Annotated in this window: 21 protein-coding genes; 14 read left to right on the forward strand and 7 right to left on the reverse strand. The window is 71.6% G+C overall.

The annotated features are described in order from the left end of the window. Nucleotides 1–29: 29 nt before the first annotated feature. From ACWD4G_RS24600 to ACWD4G_RS24620, 5 genes are all read left to right on the forward strand, one after another. Nucleotides 30–2171, forward strand: a complete 2142-nt coding sequence (locus tag ACWD4G_RS24600) for a hypothetical protein (RefSeq protein WP_451296820.1) — start codon at nt 30–32, stop codon at nt 2169–2171. 306 nt (nt 2172–2477) lie between these two features. Further along, the gene (locus ACWD4G_RS24605) at nt 2478–3443 is read left to right on the forward strand and encodes an ABC transporter ATP-binding protein (protein WP_451296821.1); all 966 of its coding nucleotides are present in this window, start codon (nt 2478–2480) and stop codon (nt 3441–3443) included. Continuing rightward, the gene (locus ACWD4G_RS24610) at nt 3440–4198 is read left to right on the forward strand and encodes an ABC transporter permease (protein ID WP_451296823.1); all 759 of its coding nucleotides are present in this window, start codon (nt 3440–3442) and stop codon (nt 4196–4198) included. Before ACWD4G_RS24605 ends, ACWD4G_RS24610 begins: the two co-directional genes overlap by 4 nt. Next, nucleotides 4195–5388 (forward strand): sensor histidine kinase, encoded by a 1194-nt coding sequence (locus ACWD4G_RS24615; RefSeq protein ID WP_451296825.1) that lies wholly within the window; start codon nt 4195–4197, stop codon nt 5386–5388. The genes ACWD4G_RS24610 and ACWD4G_RS24615 overlap by 4 nt, the downstream gene beginning before the upstream one ends. After that, nucleotides 5385–6002, forward strand: a complete 618-nt coding sequence (locus tag ACWD4G_RS24620; RefSeq protein WP_451296827.1) for a response regulator — start codon at nt 5385–5387, stop codon at nt 6000–6002. Before ACWD4G_RS24615 ends, ACWD4G_RS24620 begins: the two co-directional genes overlap by 4 nt. A gap of 151 nt (nt 6003–6153) precedes the next feature. Here ACWD4G_RS24620 and ACWD4G_RS24625 read toward each other — a convergent pair whose 3' ends face one another. Both ACWD4G_RS24625 and ACWD4G_RS24630 read right to left on the reverse strand, forming a co-directional pair. After that, nucleotides 6154–7023, reverse strand: a complete 870-nt coding sequence (locus ACWD4G_RS24625) for a transglutaminase-like domain-containing protein (RefSeq protein WP_451296831.1) — start codon at nt 7021–7023, stop codon at nt 6154–6156. Further along, nucleotides 7023–8084, reverse strand: a complete 1062-nt coding sequence (locus tag ACWD4G_RS24630; RefSeq protein WP_451296833.1) for a GNAT family N-acetyltransferase — start codon at nt 8082–8084, stop codon at nt 7023–7025. Before ACWD4G_RS24630 ends, ACWD4G_RS24625 begins: the two co-directional genes overlap by 1 nt. A 140-nt stretch (nt 8085–8224) precedes the next feature. Between ACWD4G_RS24630 and fdxA the strand changes: the two genes are divergently transcribed. Continuing rightward, nucleotides 8225–8542 carry a ferredoxin gene (gene fdxA, locus ACWD4G_RS24635; protein ID WP_451296835.1) on the forward strand — a complete coding sequence of 106 codons (318 nt, stop codon included), beginning with the start codon at nt 8225–8227 and terminating at the stop codon, nt 8540–8542. A 184-nt stretch (nt 8543–8726) separates the two neighbouring features. Continuing rightward, entirely contained in the window at nt 8727–9827 is a 1101-nt protein-coding gene (locus tag ACWD4G_RS24640) for a bifunctional succinyldiaminopimelate transaminase/glutamate-prephenate aminotransferase (protein WP_451296837.1), read from the forward strand. Between the two features lie 185 nt (nt 9828–10012). Here the strand turns inward: ACWD4G_RS24640 and ACWD4G_RS24645 are convergent, their stop codons facing one another. Together ACWD4G_RS24645 and ACWD4G_RS24650 are read right to left on the reverse strand one after the other, a co-directional pair. After that, the gene (locus ACWD4G_RS24645; RefSeq protein ID WP_451296839.1) at nt 10013–10426 is read right to left on the reverse strand and encodes an ATP-binding protein; all 414 of its coding nucleotides are present in this window, start codon (nt 10424–10426) and stop codon (nt 10013–10015) included. A gap of 346 nt (nt 10427–10772) precedes the next feature. Further along, a complete protein-coding gene (locus ACWD4G_RS24650; RefSeq protein WP_451296841.1) occupies nt 10773–11804 on the reverse strand; it encodes a heavy metal transporter in 1032 nt (343 codons plus the stop codon). Nucleotides 11805–11921: 117 nt separating this feature from the next. On the opposite strand from ACWD4G_RS24650, the gene dapE reads away from it, so the two are divergent. Together dapE and ACWD4G_RS24660 are read left to right on the forward strand one after the other, a co-directional pair. Next, nucleotides 11922–13001: a succinyl-diaminopimelate desuccinylase gene (dapE, locus tag ACWD4G_RS24655; RefSeq protein ID WP_451296843.1), complete on the forward strand. Its 1080-nt coding sequence runs from the start codon at nt 11922–11924 to the stop codon at nt 12999–13001. A gap of 181 nt (nt 13002–13182) precedes the next feature. Continuing rightward, nucleotides 13183–13953 (forward strand): LOG family protein, encoded by a 771-nt coding sequence (locus ACWD4G_RS24660; RefSeq protein WP_451296845.1) that lies wholly within the window; start codon nt 13183–13185, stop codon nt 13951–13953. A gap of 65 nt (nt 13954–14018) precedes the next feature. On the opposite strand, the gene folP is transcribed toward ACWD4G_RS24660, so the two are convergent. Next, nucleotides 14019–14879 carry a dihydropteroate synthase gene (gene folP, locus ACWD4G_RS24665; RefSeq protein WP_451296847.1) on the reverse strand — a complete coding sequence of 287 codons (861 nt, stop codon included), beginning with the start codon at nt 14877–14879 and terminating at the stop codon, nt 14019–14021. Nucleotides 14880–14998: 119 nt separating this feature from the next. Between folP and ACWD4G_RS24670 the strand changes: the two genes are divergently transcribed. Continuing rightward, nucleotides 14999–15346, forward strand: coding sequence for a DivIVA domain-containing protein (locus ACWD4G_RS24670; RefSeq protein WP_451296849.1), 348 nt, complete (start codon nt 14999–15001; stop codon nt 15344–15346). Continuing rightward, nucleotides 15343–15930 (forward strand): DNA-3-methyladenine glycosylase I, encoded by a 588-nt coding sequence (locus ACWD4G_RS24675; protein ID WP_451296851.1) that lies wholly within the window; start codon nt 15343–15345, stop codon nt 15928–15930. The genes ACWD4G_RS24670 and ACWD4G_RS24675 overlap by 4 nt, the downstream gene beginning before the upstream one ends. A gap of 140 nt (nt 15931–16070) precedes the next feature. Here the strand turns inward: ACWD4G_RS24675 and chcB are convergent, their stop codons facing one another. Continuing rightward, nucleotides 16071–16874 carry a 2-cyclohexenylcarbonyl CoA isomerase gene (gene chcB, locus ACWD4G_RS24680; protein ID WP_451297053.1) on the reverse strand — a complete coding sequence of 268 codons (804 nt, stop codon included), beginning with the start codon at nt 16872–16874 and terminating at the stop codon, nt 16071–16073. A gap of 416 nt (nt 16875–17290) precedes the next feature. Here chcB and ACWD4G_RS24685 point away from each other — a divergent pair, with 416 nt between their 5' ends. Further along, on the forward strand, nt 17291–17458 hold the full coding sequence (locus ACWD4G_RS24685) for a DUF3117 domain-containing protein (RefSeq protein ID WP_003966491.1): 168 nt from the start codon (nt 17291–17293) through the stop codon (nt 17456–17458). Nucleotides 17459–17658: 200 nt separating this feature from the next. On the opposite strand, the gene ACWD4G_RS24690 is transcribed toward ACWD4G_RS24685, so the two are convergent. Beyond that, a complete protein-coding gene (locus ACWD4G_RS24690; protein ID WP_451297055.1) occupies nt 17659–18291 on the reverse strand; it encodes an O-methyltransferase in 633 nt (210 codons plus the stop codon). 350 nt (nt 18292–18641) lie between these two features. Between ACWD4G_RS24690 and sigE the strand changes: the two genes are divergently transcribed. Together sigE and ACWD4G_RS24700 are read left to right on the forward strand one after the other, a co-directional pair. Then, the gene (gene sigE / locus ACWD4G_RS24695; RefSeq protein WP_451297057.1) at nt 18642–19343 is read left to right on the forward strand and encodes an RNA polymerase sigma factor SigE; all 702 of its coding nucleotides are present in this window, start codon (nt 18642–18644) and stop codon (nt 19341–19343) included. Beyond that, complete coding sequence (locus tag ACWD4G_RS24700) at nt 19340–20608, forward strand: zf-HC2 domain-containing protein (protein ID WP_451296853.1); 1269 nt, start codon at nt 19340–19342, stop codon at nt 20606–20608. The genes sigE and ACWD4G_RS24700 overlap by 4 nt, the downstream gene beginning before the upstream one ends. Nucleotides 20609–20763: the final 155 nt, after the last annotated feature.

Consider the following 20763-nt stretch of genomic DNA (forward strand, 5'->3'; position numbering starts at 1 on the left):
GGCGGCGGAGCAAACCGGGAGAACCTGCCTTGAGTCGTGAAACTGACACTTCGTCCTCCGGGGCCCATGGGCGCGGCAGCACCGCGTACCCGTCGGGGACACCGCCGTACGGCACACCCATGGCCACCGAGAACGGCGCCGCCGCGGCCCGGTCGGGTGCGGGCGAGCGGCCGGACGGCCCCAAGACCGAGACCACACTGACGACACGGGTCCGGATCAACATCCCGGGGTCACGGCCCATCCCGCCGGTCGTCGTCCGCAAGCCGGTCGGCGACGGCGAGGGCACCACGGACGACACCGCCTCCGAGTCGGAGACCACCGGCACCCAGGCGATGCCCGTACTGCCGGACACTCCGGCCCCCGCGCCCGACCCGGCTCCGGCGGCCGACGAGAAGGCGCCGGCCAGCGACTGGTTCGCGCCACGCAAGAGCTCTCCCGCACCCAAGCCTTCGAGTGGCGGCGGAAGCAACGGCGCCGGGTTCTCCACGGGTTCGCTGCCCAGGACCGCTCCCGGCACACCGGCCGGCCCCGGCACGGGCACCCGCCCCGGCGGTGGCAACGGCGCAGGTCCGCTGGGCGGCGCCCCCGCGAGCGGCCCGCGCCCCGGCGCAGGCGCCGGCCCCCGCCCCGGCGGTACGAACGGCTCCGGGCTCCCCGGTGCCACGGGCGCCGGACCGGTGGCTCCCGGCCACGGCGGCGGCACCGGCTCCTTCGACGTCTCGGCCGCGCTCGCCGCCACCAAGCGCGAGGACCTGCCGTACTTCAACGACCCCGACACCGGCAACATCCCCGTCGGCTCGAACGGCCACTCAGGCGGCCCCGCCGGCGCGACCTCCGGCCCCGTCACCGGCGACAGCCCGCTGGCCCCGCCCGACCCCTTCGCCCGCCCCGGCGCCGACTTCTCCGCGCCGAACACGGACTACTCGGCCCCCGGCGGCGACTACGCCCGCCCCGGCGGCGGCCTCAGCGACGACACCGCCGTCCTCACCCCCCAGCGGCCGGCCCCCGGGCCCGGCATCCCTGGCCAGGGCGGGGCCATGGACAACCCCTCCGGGCACACCCTGACCAGCGGTATCCCCGTGGTGCCGCCGGGCAACCAGAGCGCACCCTTCGCCCCGGGCGGCGGCGACGGCGCCACCGGGCACACCCCGCCCAAGCTGCCCGACCCCGGCCCGCAGCAGAAGTCCGGCGGGGCCAAGAACACCAAGGCGGCGAAGCCGGCCAAGAAGAAGGGCCGCAGCAAGCTCGGTCTGCTCGTCGGCGGCGTGGTCGTCCTCGGCGGCGGTGTCTACGGCGCCGGCCTCCTCATGAACCACTCCGACGTCCCCAGGGGCACCACCGTCCTCGGTGTCGACATCGGCGGCGGCACCCGTGACGAGGCCCTCAACAAACTCGACGAGGCCTTCGAGGACCGAGCCGGGACGGCACTGAAGCTGACCGTCGACGGCCGGACCGTCTCCCTCAGGCCCGACCAGGCCGGACTCCAGTTCGACATGCAGGACACGGTCAGCTCCGCCGCCGTCAGCGACTACAACCCCGTCTCCGTGATCGGCTCCCTCTTCGGCCAGAAGCGGGTCGTCGAGCCGGTCATGCCGGTCGACGAGGAGAAGCTCCAGGCCGCGCTGGAGCGCGCCGGGGGCAGCGCCGGTACGGCCAGCGACGGCACCGTCAAGTACGAGCAGGGCAAGGCCGTCGCCGTCTACGGCAAGGAGAGCAAGGGCATCGACACCGCCGGGTCCGTCACGGCCGTCGAGGAGGCGTACCGCACCCAGGTCGAGACCGGCAAGGCGGGGGCGGTGAATCTGCCGACCAAGACCCAGGAGCCGTCGGTCGACAAGGCCGAGGTCGACCGGTTCATGAAGGAGTTCGCCGAGCCGGCGATGTCGGCCAAGGTCACCGTCCAGACGGACGCCCTCCACACCATCGACTTCAGCCCCCAGAACTCCCTCTGGAAGTTCCTGACCGTCAAGACCGTCGACGGCAAACTCGTCGACTCCTACGACGAGAAGGCCCTTAAGGAACTCTACGGCGGCACCTTCGACGGCGTCCTCATCACCCGAGCCACGGGCGAGAAGACCCCGGTCACGGTGCAGGACGTCTACGGGGCACTGCGCCTGGCCCTGATGAGCAAGACGGACAGGGTGGCAGTCATCGAGACGAACCCCAGTTAGCGGGGGCGCACCGCTGAGGCGGCGCTCACCCAGCAGTCGTTGTAGCTGCGGGCAATCGTGCCGCTGGGGTGCGGGAGGCCACCGCCGGTGTTCGTAGCTGCGGGCAATCGTGCCGCTGGGGCGGCACCCATCCCAAAGAGAGCGGCAGCCTGTAAGCGCCGGTAAGCGAGACCAACCCCCGACCAGCCACCGCGAGGGGGCACCCGAAGTACGCCGGGTGCCCCCTCGTCGTATGACATCTGTCATCCGCCGCTGAGGACCGCAGACACTGCCGGGCCACACCCCCTCGCGGCCACCCTGGACCACATGACGATCCCCGGGATGACAACCGCGACACCCCCGACGGCCCGCTTCGACACCGTCACCAAGACCTACGGCGAGGTCCGCGCCGTGGACGGCCTCACCCTCACCCTGCACCCCGGCGAAACCGTCGCCCTCCTGGGCCCCAACGGCGCCGGCAAATCCACCACCCTCGACCTCCTCCTGGGCCTGAAACGCCCCGACACCGGCTCGGTCCACCTCTTCGGCACGCCCCCGAGGCAGGCCATCGTCGCCGGCCGCGTAGGCGCCATGCTGCAGTCCGGCGGCCTGATGGACGAGGTCACGGTCACCGAACTGGTCCGCCTGGCCTGCGACCTGCACCCGAGGCCGTACCCCGTCTCGGAGGTGCTGGCCCGCGCCGGCGTCACCCAGATCGCCGACCGCAAGGTCGACAAGCTCTCCGGCGGCCAGTCCCAACGAGTCCGCTTCGCCCTCGCCACGGCCGGCGACAGCGACCTGATCGTGCTGGACGAGCCCACCACCGGCATGGACGTCACCACCCGCCAGGCCTTCTGGGCCACCATGCGCGAACAGGCCGACCAGGGCCGTACGGTCCTCTTCGCCACGCACTATCTGGAGGAGGCCGACGCCGTAGCCGACCGCGTGCTCGTCCTCCACCGGGGCCGCCTGCTGGCCGACGGCACCGCCGCCGAGATCAAGGCCAGGGCGGGCGCCCGCCGTATCTCCTTCGACCTGGACGACGGCAACGACGCCAACAGCGCCAACGGCGGCATCGACCCCATCGTCGAGGCCGCCCTGCACGCCCTCCCGAACCTCGCCAACCTCGACATATCAGGCCGTACCGTCCGCATCCAGTCCACCGACCCCGACGCGACCGTCCACGCCCTCTACGGCCTCGGCTTCCACCCCCGCAACCTCGAAGTCGCCGGCCTGGGCCTGGAACAGGCCTTCGTAGCCATCACCGCCGCCGAGGAGGCGAGGACCAAATGACGAACACGTTCGCCTCCCGAGGCCTGATCAAGCTGGAACTCACCCGCGCCCTGCGCAACCGCAAGTCCCTGTTCTTCTCGGTGCTCTACCCGTCGATCCTGTTCCTGCTGATCGCGGGCAGCGCGAGCACCACCGCCGAGGTCGACGGCACCGGCCTGACCCTCCCGACGTACATGATGGTCTCCATGGCCTCCTTCGGCGCCCTCACGGCCGTACTGCTCGGCAACAGCGAGCGCATCGCCAAGGAGCGCGAGAACGGCTGGGTACGGCAGCTGCGGCTGACCACGCTGCCCGGCAGGGGCTATGTCCTCGCGAAGACGGCGAGCGCGGCCGTGGTCAGCCTGCCGTCCATCGTGATCGTCTTCGTCGTCGCGGCCACCGTGAAGGACGTACGCCTCGACGTCTGGCAGTGGCTCGCCCTCACCGGCGCGATCTGGGCCGGCAGCCTGGTCTTCGCTGCGCTCGGCGTCGGCATCGGCTACCTCGCCACCGGCGACGCCGTACGCCCCGTCACGATGCTGATCTACTTCGCGCTGTCGCTGCTCGGCGGCCTGTGGATGCCGACGACGACGTTCCCCGAGTGGCTGCGGGACATCGCCAGGTGGCTGCCCACGCACGCGTACGCCGCGATCGGACAGGCCATCGAACAGAGCCGCACCCCGCACGCGACCGACCTCGCCATCCTGGCCGTCTCCTTCGTCCTCTTCGCGGGCGGCGCGGCCTGGCTCTACCGGAAGGACACGCTGAAGGCGTGAGCGGCTTCGGCATCGGCATCGGACAGCGCCCGCGCAACCGCAGGCAGAAGACCGTCAAGTTCCTCTGGGTCGGCATCTGGCTGACCTACCTCAGCGCGCCGGTGGGCGACCTGCTGCACGGCGGACACAGCACCGGCGTCCAGGTCCTCGGCTGGATCGGCCTGGTCGCCTTCGTCGCCTGGTACTTCGCCCTGGTCTTCCGCACCGGCCGGGGCGAGACCAACGGCCTGGTGCTCGGTTCGCTGGCCGTACTGGCCGCCCAGTCGACCGTCCTCGCCCTCACCCTGGGCCGCGAGTGGCTCGTCCTGTTCGTGTACGTGGCGATCTCGTCCGGCGCGGCCCTGCCGTTCCGCCTCGCCCGCTGGACCATCCCGGCCGTGTCCGCCCTGCTCACCGCGGTCGCCCTCGCGGTCCCCGGCGGCGAGTCCTTCCTGGCCGGACTGCTCCTCCCGTCCCTCCTCGGCGGCTTCTCGATGACCGGCGTACGCGAACTGATCCGCACGGCCAACGAGCTGCGCGAGGCCCGCGCCACGGTCGCCCAGCTCGCCGCCAACGAGGAACGCCTGCGCCTCGCCCGCGACCTGCACGACCTGCTGGGCCACTCCCTGTCGTTGATCACGCTCAAGAGCGAACTGGCGGGCCGGATGCTCCCGGCCCACCCCGGGAAGGCGGCCAAGGAGGTCGCCGACATCGAGCAGGTCAGCCGTCAGGCCCTCGTCGACGTCAGGGCGGCGGTGTCCGACTACCGCCGCCCCCGCCTCTCCTCGGAGTTGGCGGGCGCCAAAGTCGCGTTGACGGCCGCCGGAGTCACCGCAGACCTCCCCGCCGACCCCGACCTCACCGACCTCCCGGACATCCCCGAGTCCGGCGAGGCCGCCCTCGCCTGGGCCGTGCGCGAGGCCGTCACCAACGTCGTACGCCACAGCGGCGCCCACCGCTGCACGGTCCGCCTCACCCATCGCCAGACCCTCGACGGCCCCGTCCTCGAACTCACCGTCGAGGACGACGGAACCGGCGGCAATGACCCCACCACCGGCATCCCCGCGGGCCCCGGCAACGGTCTGACGGGCCTCGCCGAACGCCTCCAGAAGGCGGGCGGCACCCTGGAGGCGGGCCCGGTGAAGCACGGCTTCCGCGTGGTGGCCCGAGCCCCGGCCGTATCCGCGCCCCCCATAGAATCCGCCCCATGACCAGCCGCACGATCAAGGTCCTCCTGGCCGAGGACCAGTCGATGGTCCGTGAGGCCCTGGCCGCCCTGCTGGGTCTGGAGGACGACATCGAGGTGGTCGCCCAGGTGGCCCGGGGCGACGAGGTCCTGGCGGCGGCCCGCGCCCACTCCGTGGACGTGGCCCTCCTCGACATAGAGATGCCGGGCGCGACGGGCATCGAGGCGGCCGCCCAGCTCCACAACGCCCTCCCGGCCGTCAGACTGGTCGTCCTCACCACCTTCGGCCGCCCCGGCTACCTCCGCAGCGCCATGGAAGCGGGCGCCGACGCCTTCCTGGTCAAGGACGCCCCCGCCGCCCAACTGGCCCAGGCGGTACGCAAGGTCCTCGCCGGCGAACGAGTCATCGACCCGACCCTGGCGGCAGAGGCATTGGCGGAGGGCGCGAACCCCCTCACGGACCGCGAACGGGAGGTCCTGCGAGCGGCAGAGGACGGCTCCACGAACGCGGAGTTGGCGAAAACCCTGCATCTGTCCCAGGGCACGGTCCGCAACTACTTGTCCACGGCGATCCAAAAGCTGGCGGCGAGAAACAGAACAGAGGCGGTACGGATCGCAAGGGGGAAGGGCTGGTTGTGAGCGGGAGGCGGGACGGGAAACTGCCGGTCAGGGGCAGCCGACCCAAGGGGCGCGGGGCTGTGTCCATGTGCGGCTCCGCCGCGTGGGCGCGACCAGCCACGGATTACCCGCAGTCGCAAACCAACCAGTCCCCCATGGCGAGTAGGCGCCCTCAGTTCAGCAGAGCTCTAGCCGCATCGGCCTGCCTCCGCACCTTCTCCGCAGCCCCCTCATCCACCCCCTCCACCACCCCCGCATACGCCTCCAACTCATCCGCCCCCCGCATGAACTCCCCCCGCCGCACCAGCAACTGCGCCCACTCGTACCGCAACCGAGCCGGATGCGCGGGCAACGCCAACGACAGCTCCAGCGCCCACAGGGCGACATCCGACCGCTCCGGTCGCGCCGCGGCCCAGGCCCGTACGTTGTTCAGGACCCGCAACACCACCTCCAACGGATCGGCCGGCCGCAACATCCCCGGCTCCAGCGGAGCCCCGGTCGCCCCCGCCACCAACAACTCGGCGTCCGCCCCGCTCATCACCCGCCCCCCGTCGAACGGATCGGCGAGCACCTGCTCCTCCTGAGCCCCGAACCCCACGACGAAGTGCCCCGGCAACGCGACCCCGTACACCGGCGCCCCCGCCCGCCGGGCGACCTCCATCCACACCACGGACAGCAGGATCGGCAGCCCCCGCCGCCGTTCGAGCACCTGATGCAGCAGCGAGGACTCCAGCCGCTGATAGTCGGCGGGGGCGCCGCGGAACCCGTACCGCTCCCCGAGCACCTCACCCAGCGCCTCGGCCCAGGCCCGCGCCCCGCCCGGCCGGAACGGCACCTCACCGGCGAGCCGGTCAAGCTCGATCTGCGCGGCATCGATCCCGGCGTCGTCCAGCGAGCCGTCCCCGGCCGCGCCCACGAGCAGACAGAGCAGCGCCAGATCGGGCCGCTCACCCCGCGCCTCCTCGGCGAACCGCCGCCGCACCTCCGCGGCCCGCTCCGGCTCCGGCGGAAAAGGCCCACGCACACCGGTCTCATACCCCATCACGACGCCCCTCGCCCTCCGAAGCCACCGATACCGACGCCGCCACCAGCCCCGGAGCCGTCCCCGCCGCGCTCGGGCCCCCGGTAGTGGTGATACGCGTGATGCGCCGCGAACCCCATCCCCGCGTACATCTCCCGAGCCCCCACATTGTCCAGCTCGACCTGCAGCCACCCGGCCGAGGCGCCCTCCTCCAGCGCCCGCCGGGCCAGCGCGGTCATCACGGTCGTGGCCAGCCCCCGCCGACGCCACTCCGGAGCCACCTCGACCGCCGAGAACCCGGCCCACCGCCCGTCCACGACACACCGACCGATCGCCGCCGGCCCTTCCCCCTCCGCCCCCGGCACCGTCGCGAACCACACCGAAGGCCCGCTCCCCAGCACCTTCAGCGCCACCTCGCTCACCCCCTTGCGCTGGTACCGGCTCAGCCACGCCTCGTCGGCCACCCGCGACAGCACGACTCCGGAGGCATCCCGATCCGCGACCTGGGCCAGCCCCCCGATCCACAGCTCGGCGGTGACTTCCTTGACCCACCCCCGCCGCTCCACCTCGGCACAGAGCCGCTCCTGGGTCCCCTCGGTGCCTGTGGCCGGCTGTATGTACGCGGGCAGCCCCCGGTCGGCGTACCAGCGGCGTACGGCCGTCAGAGCCTCGTCCAGGGGTATTCCGGGGTCACCGAGGGGCAGTACGGAGTTGGCGCGTCGCGTGAATCCGGCGGCGGCCCGCAGCTCCCAGTCGCCGAGCGGCTCCCGCTCGACCGGCTGCCAGCCGCGCGCGGCGACCCGCGCCAGTTCCTCGTACGAGGCGGCGGGCCCACGCCGTCGCGCCGGGGCCGACGGGACCACCTTCCCCGCGACCAGCGACGACTCCTCGATCCGCACCCGCTCCCCGTCCCGGCGGGTGATCAGCAGAATCCCGTCGTCCCATGATGTGAGAACACCAACCGTGTCAGTGAATTTCCCCGTCGCGTCGGCATCTTCGTCAACACGTCGCACGGATACGCGTTTGCCCACGTCAGCAGGGCGGATACGGACCACGAGCCGTCCACCGGCAGAGATTTCCACAGGTCAGTTCACCCCTCCTGTTCGGATCATGCCCAGGAACGGAGATACTAGGTGCGGGCATCGACGACGCCGCGCTCCCGCGCGCCAGGCGGCGGAGCCTGAGGAGGCCCGCCAGCGCCCTATCGAGGAGGAACGACAGCGTGACCTACGTCATCGCGCAGCCTTGTGTCGACGTCAAGGACAAGGCGTGCATCGAGGAGTGCCCGGTCGACTGCATCTACGAGGGTCAGCGGTCCCTCTACATCCACCCGGATGAATGCGTCGACTGCGGTGCCTGCGAGCCGGTGTGCCCGGTCGAGGCGATCTTCTACGAGGACGACACCCCGGAGGAGTGGAAGGAGTACTACAAGGCGAACGTCGAGTTCTTCGACGAGCTCGGTTCGCCTGGTGGTGCCAGCAAGCTCGGCCTGATCGAGCGCGACCACCCCTTCGTCGCCGCACTGCCGCCGCAGGCCTGAGACGCGACGCCGCGGGCCGCCCCCGGGTGGCCCGCCGCAGCCGCGCCGCCTCGGTCCCGTACGCCCCGATCACCATGATCGTCGTACGGGACCGAGGCGTTCGCCGTACAAGCAGTACGTACGCCGCCCCACCGCCACCGAAGGGACGGCAGGGAACGTACGTACGAGAAAGTGAGCCAGATCCGTGTCCGCAGTCAGCGATCGTCTCCCCACCTTCCCCTGGGACAAGCTGGAGCCGTACAAGGCGACGGCCGCCGCGCACCCCGGTGGCATCGTCGACCTCTCGGTCGGCACCCCCGTCGACCCGGTGCCGGACCTGATCCAGAAAGCCCTGATCGACGCGGCGGACTCACCGGGCTATCCCACGGTCTGGGGCACCCCGGCGCTGCGCGACGCGATCACGGGCTGGGCGGAGCGCCGCCTCGGCGCCCGGGGGATCACCCACCACCACGTCCTGCCGATCGTCGGCTCGAAGGAACTGGTCGCCTGGCTCCCCACCCAGCTCGGCCTCGGCCCCGGCGACCGCGTCGCGTACCCGCGCCTGGCCTACCCCACCTACGAGGTCGGCGCCCGCCTGGCCCGCGCCGACTACGAGGTCTACGACGACCCGACGGCCCTGGACCCCACCGGCCTGAAGCTCCTCTGGCTGAACTCCCCGTCGAACCCCACGGGCAAGGTCCTCTCCCAGGCCGAGCTGACCCGCATCGTCGCCTGGGCCCGCTCCCACGGCATCCTGCTCTTCTCCGACGAGTGCTACCTGGAACTCGGCTGGGAGACGGACCCCGTCTCGGTCCTCCACCCGGACGTGAACGGCGGCTCGTACGACGGCATCGTCGCCGTCCACTCCCTCTCCAAGCGCTCCAACCTGGCCGGCTACCGGGCGGCCTTCCTCCTGGGCGACCCGACCGTCCTGAACCCCCTCCTCCAGATCCGCAAGCACGGCGGCATGATGACGTCGGCCCCGACCCAGGCGGCCGTGATCGCGGCCCTGGGGGACGACGAACACGTCCGCGAGCAACGAGCCCGCTACGCGACCCGCCGCACCGCCCTGCGCGAAGCCCTCGTCTCCCACGGCTTCCAGATCCAGCACAGCGAGGCGAGCCTCTACCTCTGGGCGACGAGGAACGAGTCCTGCTGGGACACGGTCTCCCACTTGGCCGACCTGGGCATCCTGGTAGCCCCCGGCGACTTCTATGGCGAGGCGGGCGCCAACCACGTCCGCGTGGCGTTCACGGCGACGGACGAGCGAGTAGCGGCAGCGGTAGAACGCCTGGCGAGGGCATAGCCGCGCTGCTTGCCCCGGCCGCTCCGGCTGTGGGCAATCGTTCCGCGGGGCGATGGGGGTACCTCCCGCTCGTGGGGGAGGATGGGCACAGCCGACAGCGCCGGGCGCCGAACCAACCAAGGCCCAAGGGCAGCAAAGCCGAAAGGGGCCCGGGGAAACCCCGGACCCCTTTCAGCGACGTACGGTCAGCCCAGCGGGCTCTTCACCGGCAGCTTCCCGGCGGGGCCACCCGGCAGCGACGCCCCCTTGGCCACATCACCCGCAACCTGCCCGGCGGAGCCGGCCGCATCCCCGGCCGCCTTCTGCGCGACAGGCGTCGTCTTCTTCACGGCGCTCCCGCCGGTCTTGCTCACGGTCGGCAGGGTCTCCTTGGCCGCCTTGCCTCCGACATTGCTCGCGACCCCGGTGACGCTCTGCGTGGCCCCGTCGACGGTGCTACCGGCGTTCGCCCCGTCGACGGCGGACAGACCGCCGAGGTTGGGGGTGGCGGGGAGTTCGGGCGCCGCGCTCGCGGAGCCGGCCGCACCGACCACGGAAGCCGCTCCCGCCGCGGTCAGCAGCGCGGTCTGGGCGATCCGGCGGGTCAGGGGGAGGGACATGGTGCTCCTTTGACGGAAGGGAACGTTGAAGTGTCCGACCGTGCCCGGGAGTTGACCTCGAATGGCTGTCGAAGTGATCGTTCCGGGCTCGGACGCAGTGACTACCGCTCGAACTCCGCGAAGGTTGCGGCGGCCCGACGTAAAGAGTTGGTAATGCGTCGCATTATCGAATGCGGATTAAACCGGACAATAGGCTGGGTGATCCGACGGTCCGCCGAATCCTTACGGCCCTGTGCTCCCAAGGGATTCCACGGGAGTCCCCGGGGTGCGGGGAGAGCGAGTGAAAACCCGCCCACCCCGTCCATGCGACGCGCCGCCAGGTCCCCCCTACGGGTGACGCGTGCCCCTACTCCTTGGACCCTCCGGCGACGATGCGCACCTCGTCGGCCTCGGCGGCGACATCGCTCGCGGTGCCGGCCCCCTCGGCCGTACGCCACGCTCCCGCCCGGCCCCCGGCGACCCACTCCCGCCCCGCGTAGGCGACCCGCTCGATGTTCAGCCGCGCGGAGTTGGCCACGGCCCAGTGCGCCAGCTCCCAGCCGCGCTGCCGGACCTCGGTGGCGTCGCCCGGCAGGGGGATGGTGACGGCCTCGGCGCCGGGGGAGGCGGTCGGAGCGGCGCTCGGGGTGGCTTCCGTGGCGGCGGTCCGCGCGCGGACGGCGGAGTCGGTCCCGGTCTTGGTGCCGGCCCGCTCCAGGACCCCGTCCCCGAAGTCCCGCACCAGCGCCGTGCGCACGGCGTCGGGACCGCCGGCCACCGCGGTGCCGGCGCTGGTCTCGGTGCGGCCCTCGCAGGTCAGCGTGGCCGCGGCCCGGCCGGTCAGCGCGGCGGCGAGCAGCGTGGCGTCCGGCTCGTGCTTGGCGTACGCCTCCGGATAGCCGCTGCGCTGCACCCGCTGGGCGGCTACGGTCAGCGGCAGCTGCTCGTAGCCCTCGACCTTGACGAGGTGCTCGTAGAACTCGCCCGCCGCGTACACCGGGTCCTGGATCTGCTCCTCGGTGCCCCAGCCCTGCGAGGGCCGCTGCTGGAACAGGCCGAGCGAGTCCCGGTCGCCATGCGTGATGTTGCGCAGCCCGGACTCCTGGAGGGCGGTCGCCAGGGCGATCGTCACGGCCCTCTCGGGCAGGTCGCGGGTGGTGCCGACCGCCGAGATCGTCGCCGCGTTGGCAGCCTGCTCGGGCGTGAACTCGTACGAGACCTCGTCGTCCGTCGCCGAGACCACCGTGCACTTCGGTGTGCCATTGCCCCCGGTCAGCCACTGCATGGCCAGATACGCCCCGATCGCGACCAGGACGACGAACGCCCCGGCGACACGGAGGAAGCAGCCACCGCGGCGACGGGGACGGGATTGCGAAGAAACTGTGTACGGCTCTGACACGCGGTACAAGGTACTGGAGAGTAATAGGGGTCCGCTGTGGGTTGTGGACAACCGCTCGGAGGTGACCGAATCCGTTCGAAGGCGGACCCCTTCCGGCGGCGGGTTAGGGTCGGGACCATGGCCGAGACCGCGATTGACCTCACTCTGGACGCCGCGCGACTTACCGCGCAGATCGTCGATTTCCCCTCCGAGAGCGGCAGCGAGAAGCCGCTCGCCGACGCGATCGAGACCGCGCTGCGCGCCCTGCCGCACCTCACGGTCGACCGCCACGGCAACAACGTCGTCGCCCGGACGAACCTGGGCCACAAGGAGCGGGTGATCCTGGCCGGCCACATCGACACCGTCCCCATCGCGGACAACGTCCCCTCCCGTCTCGACGAGGACGGCGTTTTGTGGGGCTGCGGCACCTGCGACATGAAGTCCGGCGTCGCCGTCCAGCTCCGTATCGCGGCCACGGTCCCGGCCCCGAACCGCGACCTGACGTTCGTCTTCTACGACAACGAGGAGGTCGCCGCCGAGCTGAACGGCCTGAGGCTGCTGTCCGAGGCCCACCCGGAGTGGCTGGAGGGCGACTTCGCGATCCTCCTGGAGCCCACCAGCGGCGAGGTCGAGGGCGGCTGCCAGGGCACCCTGCGGGTCCTGCTGAAGACCACGGGCGAGCGCGCCCACTCCGCGCGCGCGTGGATGGGCTCCAACGCCATCCACGCCGCCGCCCCGATCCTCGCCCGCCTCGCCTCCTACGAGCCCCGGTATCCGGTCATCGACGGCCTGGAGTACCGCGAGGGCCTCAACGCGGTACGGATCACCGGTGGGGTGGCGGGCAATGTCATCCCCGACGCGTGTGTGGTCGCCGTCAACTTCCGTTACGCGCCCGACCGCACGGAAAAGGAGGCCATCGCCCACGTCCGCGAGGTCTTCGCCGACTGCGGGGTCGAGGAGTTCGTGATCGACGACCACAGCCCCGGCGCCCTCCCCGGTCTCTCCCACCCGGCCGCCGCGGCCTTCATCGAGGCGGTCGGCGGCACCCCGCTGCCCAAGTACGGCTGGACCGACGTCTCCCGCTTCAGCGCCCTCGGCGTCCCGGCCGTCAACTACGGTCCCGGCAACCCCCACTTGGCGCACCGCCGTGACGAGCGGGTGGACACGAAGAAGATCCTCGCGGGCGAGGAACGCCTCAAGGCATGGCTGACGGCCTGACCCGAAGGCCCCTGGAATGTCCCTGGAGTGCCCCTGGCCGGATCGTGTCGCCGCCCGGTGACGCCGAATCGTGGCGAAACGTACGGGACGGCGGATCGTGGCGGACACACGCGCGTACCCCGTCCTTAACCCGCGTGGATCTAGGCTGAGGTGAACCACCAGCACGGCGGAGGGAGCGGACATGGCGACCGGCAACCCCGAGGGCAAGAAGCAGCCACCGGACGAGCAGCGGCTGGGGCCGGTGCTGCGCAGGCGCACCCAGGTGCAGGCCAGCACGACCGATCAGCGGCTGCTGGACGCGGGCGGTCCCTCCGACTGGGTCCACACGGACCCCTGGCGGGTGCTGCGCATCCAGTCGGAGTTCATCGAGGGCTTCGGCACCCTCGCCGAACTCCCGGCCGCGATCAGCGTGTTCGGCTCGGCCCGGACACCGGCCGACTCCCCCGAGTACGAGGCGGGCGTACGGCTCGGCCGCGGCCTGGTGGAGGCCGGCTTCGCCGTGATCACCGGAGGCGGCCCCGGAGCCATGGAGGCCGCCAACAAGGGCGCTCTGGAGGCGGGCGGCACCTCCGTCGGCCTCGGCATCGAGCTGCCGTTCGAGCAGGGCCTCAACCCCTACGTCGACATCGGCCTCAACTTCCGCTACTTCTTCGTCCGGAAGATGATGTTCGTCAAGTACGCCCAGGGCTTCGTGGTCCTGCCCGGCGGCCTCGGCACCCTCGATGAACTCTTCGAGGCGCTCACCCTCGTCCAGACCCAGAAGGTCACCCGCTTCCCCATCGTGCTCTTCGGCGAGTCCTACTGGAGCGGTCTGGTCGACTGGCTCACAGGCACTCTGGTCGCCCAGGGCAAGGCCGCCGAGAAGGACCTGGCCCTGTTCCACGTCACGGACGACGTGGACGAGGCGGTGGCGCTGGTCTCGAAGGAAGCGGGCACCAGGGGCCTGCAGTAGCCAGCCCTCGGGCGGTCCTCGGCCCGGCCTTGGGCAGTCCTCGGCCCGGCCTCGGCAGACCTCGGTCAGGCGAGACCGCGTCGGGCCACCGCCGGAGGGCGGTGGCCCACGATCGACGCCACCATGTCCAGCACCTGCCGCGTCTCCGCCACCTCGTGCACCCGGTACACCCGCGCCCCCAGCCAAGCGGACACCGCGGTGGTCGCAAGCGTCCCGAGCAGCCGCTCCTTGAGCGGCTTGTCCAAGGTCTCCCCGACGAAGTCCTTGTTGGACAGCGACACCAGCACGGGCCACCCGGTCTCCACCATCTCCCCCAGCCGCCGAGTCGCCTCAAGGCTGTGCCGGGTGTTCTTCCCGAAGTCGTGCCCGGGGTCGATCAGCACGGAATCCCGGGGCACCCCGAGGGACACCGCCCGCTCGGCCAGCCGGAGGGTCACCCGGAGGATGTCCGCCATGACGTCGTCGTAGACGACCCGGTGCGGCCGCGTACGGGGCTCCGACTCCCCGGCATGTGTGCACACCAGCCCGACCCCGTACCGCGCCGCCACCTCCGCGAGCCGCGGATCGACCCCGCTCCACACGTCATTGAGCAGATCGGCCCCGGCCTCGCACACGGCCTCACCCACCTCGTGCCGCCATGTGTCGACACTGATGACGACATCGGGGAACCGCCGCCGTACCTCGGCGACGAACCCGACCGTCCGCCGCGCCTCCTCCTCGGCGGACACCTCCTCGCCGGGTCCGGCCTTGACCCCGCCGATGTCGATGATCGCGGCCCCGTCGGCTACGGCCTGCTCCACGCGCGCGAGCGCCGGCTCGTCCAGGAAGGTCGCCCCCTGGTCGTAGAAGGAGTCCGGCGTCCGGTTCACGATCGCCATGATCACCGGCTCGTGCGCATCGAATTCCCGCGTACCCAGTCTGAGCATCTCCTGTGCCCTCTCCCAGTACGTCCTGCGGATCGTGCACCTCGCCCCCCGGCCGAGGCCCGGACTGTCAGACTCGCATGGCACGATCGGAGCCGAACACATCCGAGAGGGACCCAGCGATGTTCACTTTCTTGTTCCTGGTGGTCGCGCTCGCCGTCGTGGTCGCGGCGGTGACACTCGCCGTGGTCGGCGGCGGCGACAGCGCGGCGCTGCCCGAGGCCGCGGGGGAGCGGCTCCAGGACCCACTGCCGGCGGACCGCCCGGTCGACCGCGCGGACATCGACGCGCTCCGCTTCCCGCTCGCCGTACGCGGCTACCGCATGACGGAGGTGGACGACGCCCTGAACCGCCTCGCCGCCGAACTCGCCGAGCGCGACGCCCGGATCGCCGACCTGGAGTCCGCGCTCGCGGGCGCCCACGCGGCCACGACCTCACTCGTCAAGCGGGACGAGGAGGACCACCAGTGAGCGACGGCACCGCCCTCGCCGGCCCGGACGGCTCCCTGCGCTGCCCCTGGGCCCTGTCCACCGAGGACTACATCGCGTACCACGACGAGGAGTGGGGCCGCCCGGTCCACGGCGACGACGCCCTCTACGAGCGCCTCTGCCTCGAAGCCTTCCAGTCCGGCCTCTCCTGGATCACCATCCTCCGCCGCCGCGAGGGCTTCCGCGCGTCCTTCGCCGACTTCAAGATCGCGGAGGTCGCCACCTACACGGACACCGACAAGGCCCGCCTCCTCACCGACCCCGGCATCATCCGCAACCGCGCCAAGATCGAGGCGACGATCGCCAACGCCCAGGTCCTCGCCGACTGGTCCCCCGGCGAACTGGACGAACTGATCTGGTCCCACGCCCCCGACCCCATGACCCGCCCCGTCCCCCGAACCCTGGCGGACGTCCCCGCGGTCACCGACGAGTCCAAGGCCCTGTCGAAGGCACTGAAGAAGAGAGGCATCAGATTCGTGGGCCCGACGACGGCGTACGCGCTGATGCAGGCTTGCGGGTTGGTGAACGACCACTTGGAAGCGTGCGCCGCGAGAAGCGCGCCTTGAGAAGCGGCCGCCTTGTAGCGGTGCAGGGGGGCAGCGCCCCTGAAAGGGGCGCGGGGCTGTGTTGATGTGCGGCTCCGCCGCGTGGGCGCGACCAGCCCCCACACACCCGCAGTCCGCGACGACGCTTGGTTCCCCCGAACTCACCGCCCCAAGTACTTCGGCATCTCCTTGTTCACAAACGCCCGCACAGCGATCCCGTGGTCCTCGGAGAGCCCGGCCCGCGTCTGCAACTCGTCCTCCTTCTCCAGAGCCTCCTCCAGGGAGTGGGAGAGCCCGTAGGAGAGGGACTCCTTCAACGCCGCGTACGCCACGGTCGGACCCTCGGCCAGAGAACGCGCCACCTTGCGAGCCTCCTCGGCCAGCTCGGCCGACGGCACCACCCGGTTCGCGATCCCCAAGGCGTAGGCGTCCTCCGCGCTGATGCTCCGAGGGAAGAGCAGCAGATCGGCGGCCCGCCCGGGCCCGACGATCCGGGGCAGCGTCCACGACACCCCGGAGTCGGCGGTCAGCGCCACCCCGGCGAAGGATGTGTTGAACCCGGCGGTGTCGGCGACGACCCGATGGTCCGCGGCGAGCGCGAACCCGAAGCCGGCCCCGGCGGCGACCCCGTTCACCCCGGCCACCACGGGCTTCGCCATCCCGACGAGCGCCCGCACGATGGGGTTGTAGTGCTCACGAACCGTCGTCATCGTCGCCCGCGACCCGGTCTCGGCGTCCTGCCGCAGCAGCCCGATGTGCTCCTTGAGGTCCTGCCCCACACAGAAGGCCCGGTCCCCGGCGGCGGTGAGCAGCACGGCCCGTACCCCGGCGTCCCCGGCGGCGGCCTCCACCGCCTCCCGCAGCGCGACCTTCGCCGCGATGTTCAGCGCGTTCATCGCCTCCGGGCGGTTCAGCGTGATCGTCGCGAGCCCGTCGCTCACCTCGTAGAGCACGGTGTCGGCCATGGCGGTGTTCCCCTCCGGTGTCGCGGCTCCGACGTACGGATCGATCACCGTCGACGTCCGTCGACGGCTGTCAGTACCGACCGGTACGTTCTGCGTCACAGCACAGCATGGCGGAGATCACCGGCGGTCGCGCGGGCGGTACGTGTGACCTGCGTCAAAGAATCACGATTGGCCGAGCGGTGACGGGGGAGGGTGTGGTGGCGCAGTATCGCAGTCACATCGCCGAATTGGGTGGTTTTGCTCGCGCGCGTTGCCCAAGCGATGCCGACTGATGTTGGTCATCGGGTCATGAGATGCGGGATAATGGCCTGGAAGCAATGTGTTCGATGCCGGTGTCGCGTGTCCGAGTCGGACCGCGCGTGCCCTCCAGGGCCGTCGGCTTTGACGATGAGCTGGTTTCAGGAAGGGGAACGAGCATGGCGGCCATGAAGCCGCGGACGGGCGATGGCCCGCTCGAGGTGACCAAGGAGGGGCGGGGCATCGTCATGCGCGTTCCGCTCGAAGGCGGCGGTCGGCTCGTCGTCGAGCTGACCCCTGACGAGGCCGACGCACTCGGCGACGCCCTCAAGAAGGTCGTCGGCTGACGCGCGTAGCGACCATATCCTTTCAACCGCCCCGGCATCGCCACCCTGATGCCGGGGCGGTTGTTTGTCCGGGAGGGCTGCCGGGGCCTGCTCGGAGAACAGCCGGGACCTGGTCAGAGGACGGGGCCGGACCTGGTCAGGGGCCCGTCGGGGAGGCCGTACGCCACGGGCCCGGGGACCACCGCGCACCCCGCCGGTGCTCAGCGCTTGACCGCGCAGAGCAGCCCGTCTCCGACCGGGAGCAGGGACGGCACCAGTTCGGGGCTCTCGCGGATCGTGCGCAGCAGCTCCCGCAGACGTATGACCTCCGTGGGCTGGGGCCCGGAGTCCACGGTGCGGCCGTTGGCGAAGACACCCTCGAAGGCGACCAGGCCGCCGGGTCTGAGCAGGCGCAACGATTCAGCGAGATAGTCGAGGCACTCCAGCCGGTCGCCGTCGCAGAAGACGAGGTCGTAGCCGGAGTCCGCGAGCCGGGGAAGCACATCCAGCGCGTGGCCCGGGATGAAGCGCGCGCGATTGCTGGCGAAGCCCGCCGCGCGGAACGCCTGCCGCGCGAACTGCTGGTGGTCCGGCTCCGGGTCCACGGTGGTCAGGACCCCGTCCGGCCGCATGCCGTGCAGCAGATGGATACCGGAGACACCGGTCCCCGTCCCGATCTCCGCGACCGCCTTCGCGTCCACGGTCGCGGCGAGGACCCGCAGCGCGGCGCCCGTGCCGGGCGACACCGAGCGCAGCCCTGCCTCCCGGGCCCGGTCACGGGCCCAGCGCAGCGCGTCGTCCTCGGCGACAAAGGCGTCGGCGAACGCCCAGCTCGTCAGCCGGTTGCCGGTAATGACCCTCTCCTCTGTGCCCGTGGTTGCCTGGGCGTGACTGTATCCGTTGCCGCCGGGAACCTGCTGATGGGACCGGTCGTTTAAAGGGATGAGTCAGTGACGGGGGCCGCGACGGGGGTCAGGGAATGGATCAGTACACCGAGCAGACACAGGTGCAGGTGCTGACGAGGCCATATGCGCGGCATCGGCCGGATGGGCGGCATGGGCCCGATGAGCGGCATCAGCACACATCAATTTCTTATAAATCGGCTTATCCGGAGCTAACGGGCGGGGTGGCTATGGTAGGGGCTCCACTGGACACCACCAGAGCCGACAGGGGAGGTGCGGCCGCGCCTGTGGATCGGGGAGGAGTGCTGCGGCGCTTTCTCGGGTCGGCAGGCAGGCCGAAATCCGTGAACGACACCGCTGACCACAGCCACGCCACCGACGCCGCGCAGACCGCGACCTTCACCATGGACGCGAACGCGCAGGCGTGGACTCCGCCCACCTGGGAGGAGATCGTCAGCACCCACAGCGGCCGGGTCTACCGCCTCGCCTACCGTCTGACCGGTAACCAGCACGACGCCGAGGACCTCACGCAGGAGGTCTTCGTCCGAGTCTTCCGCTCCCTGTCGACGTACACGCCCGGCACGTTCGAGGGCTGGCTGCACCGCATCACGACCAACCTCTTCCTGGACATGGTCCGCCGCAAGCAGCGCATCCGCTTCGACGCCCTCGGCGAGGACGCGGCCGAGCGCCTGCCCAGCCGCGAGCCCACCCCCCAGCAGGTCTTCAACGACGCGCACTTCGACGCCGATGTCCAGCAGGCCCTCGACACCCTCGCGCCCGAGTTCCGCGCGGCCGTCGTCCTCTGTGACATCGAGGGGCTGTCGTACGAGGAGATCGCCGCGACCCTGGGCGTCAAGCTCGGCACGGTCCGCTCCCGTATCCACCGCGGCCGTTCCCAGCTCCGCAAGGCCCTCGCGCACCGCTCCCCGGAGGCCCGGGCCGAGCGCCGCTCCTTCGCGGTGCCCCGGGTGCCGGCGCTGGGAGGAGGGGGCGCGACCGCGTGAGTGGATCACGTCCTACGCCTGCTGAGCAGCATCTGGGAGACCGACTCTCCGCCCTGATCGACGGAGAGCTCGGTCATGAGGCGCGCGAGCGCGTCCTGGCACACCTGGCCACCTGCGCCAAGTGCAAGGTCGAGGCCGACGCTCAGCGCCGACTGAAGAACGTCTTCGCGGAGGCCGCTCCTCCGCCCCCCTCCGAGAGCTTTCTGGCCCGGCTCCAGATGCTCCCGGCGGGCGGCGACACCGACGGCGGCTCCCCGCTGGACGGCGGAGGCTTCGGCGGACGGCTCCGGGGCACGGCCGGCGGACCCGGTTTCCCCGGGGACCCCTCCGACTCCGGGGACTTCGCGGACTTCGGCGTCTTCCGCCCCCGAGGCGACTCGTTCGGATACCTCCCGTCGGGACCACACAGCGGCGCGCTGACGCCGTCGGAAGGACGTGGACTGCTGGGCGGCCTGGGCGGCCGGGGACTGACCGGTGGCCGTGGCTTCCTCGGTGACCGGGGCTTTCTGAGCGGCCGAGGCTTCCTCGGCGACCGGGGCGCCCTCAACGGCCGTACGCCGTCGGGCGACCGGGGCTTCCCGACCGGCGCCGGACGCGGTCCCACGGACGAGACCGACAGACGTGCCGCCGGGAGCACGGACGGCACGGACCCCGCCGAGGAGTGCGCGGACGGCGTCGCGGAGAGCCGTGGAGTCACGGGTGACCGGGGCTTCCGCATCCATGACGTGAGCCGGCACGAGGCCGAGCGTTCGGCCTCGCGCGGGATGCGGTTCGCCTTCGTGGCCGCCGGCGCGGTGTCGCTGGCCGCGATCGCGCTCGGCGGGATGACCACCGGGGTGCCCGGCGAGACGGTGGACGCCCGGGGCGGTTCCGGCTCCGGCAGCAATGTCACCCCGCTGCGGACCCAGTCCACGGGAGCCTCCACGACCCCCGAGTCACAGCGTCGCCGAGGCACGAGCGGGCCACTGCTCGGGCAGGGCCAGCGGGTCGTCGGCGAGGTGCCGGTGGCACCGGCGTCGATCTCCGCGCCCCTGCTGCCCGGAATCCCCGCCCCCGCCGGGCAGGGCCGTACGGCGGCGCAACCGCTGTCGGCGCCCGCGCTCTCCGGTGCCGCGCTGATGTCGCCGCTCATACACCCGCTCACCGCCGCGCCCCCGCTGCAGCTCACCTCATGGCCTCCGGCACCCGAGCTCACCGCTCCGGGCCTGCTGACGGCACCCGACGCGACCTCGTCTCCCACTCCTTCCTCCCCCGCCCTGCGCTGACCCCGGGATCTGCGCGACGGCCCGCGAACCTGGTTGAATCCAGGGAGGGCCGTGGCCGCCCCGGCCGATTCCGGCCGGTGGCACCCGGCCAACGGCGGGCGGCGGACCGGTCCTTGAGGCGGGTCCGCGACGGGTAGCGGGCCGGTCCTGAGGAC

The sequence above is a fragment of the Streptomyces sp. NPDC002643 genome, from assembly GCF_053592555.1.

Bases quoted from the DNA above. Each gene is read 5' to 3' on its own strand.
- ACWD4G_RS24605 (WP_451296821.1), top strand. From the start codon at position 2,478: ATGACGATCCCCGGGATGACAACCGCGACACCCCCGACGGCCCGCTTC.
- ACWD4G_RS24610 (WP_451296823.1), top strand. From the start codon at position 3,440: ATGACGAACACGTTCGCCTCCCGAGGCCTGATCAAGCTGGAACTCACC.
- ACWD4G_RS24620 (WP_451296827.1), top strand. From the start codon at position 5,385: ATGACCAGCCGCACGATCAAGGTCCTCCTGGCCGAGGACCAGTCGATG.
- ACWD4G_RS24625 (WP_451296831.1), bottom strand. From the start codon at position 7,023: ATGGGGTATGAGACCGGTGTGCGTGGGCCTTTTCCGCCGGAGCCGGAG.
- ACWD4G_RS24645 (WP_451296839.1), bottom strand. From the start codon at position 10,426: ATGTCCCTCCCCCTGACCCGCCGGATCGCCCAGACCGCGCTGCTGACC.
- dapE (WP_451296843.1), top strand. From the start codon at position 11,922: ATGGCCGAGACCGCGATTGACCTCACTCTGGACGCCGCGCGACTTACC.
- ACWD4G_RS24660 (WP_451296845.1), top strand. From the start codon at position 13,183: ATGGCGACCGGCAACCCCGAGGGCAAGAAGCAGCCACCGGACGAGCAG.
- folP (WP_451296847.1), bottom strand. From the start codon at position 14,879: ATGCTCAGACTGGGTACGCGGGAATTCGATGCGCACGAGCCGGTGATC.
- ACWD4G_RS24670 (WP_451296849.1), top strand. From the start codon at position 14,999: ATGTTCACTTTCTTGTTCCTGGTGGTCGCGCTCGCCGTCGTGGTCGCG.
- chcB (WP_451297053.1), bottom strand. From the start codon at position 16,874: ATGGCCGACACCGTGCTCTACGAGGTGAGCGACGGGCTCGCGACGATC.
- ACWD4G_RS24685 (WP_003966491.1), top strand. From the start codon at position 17,291: ATGGCGGCCATGAAGCCGCGGACGGGCGATGGCCCGCTCGAGGTGACC.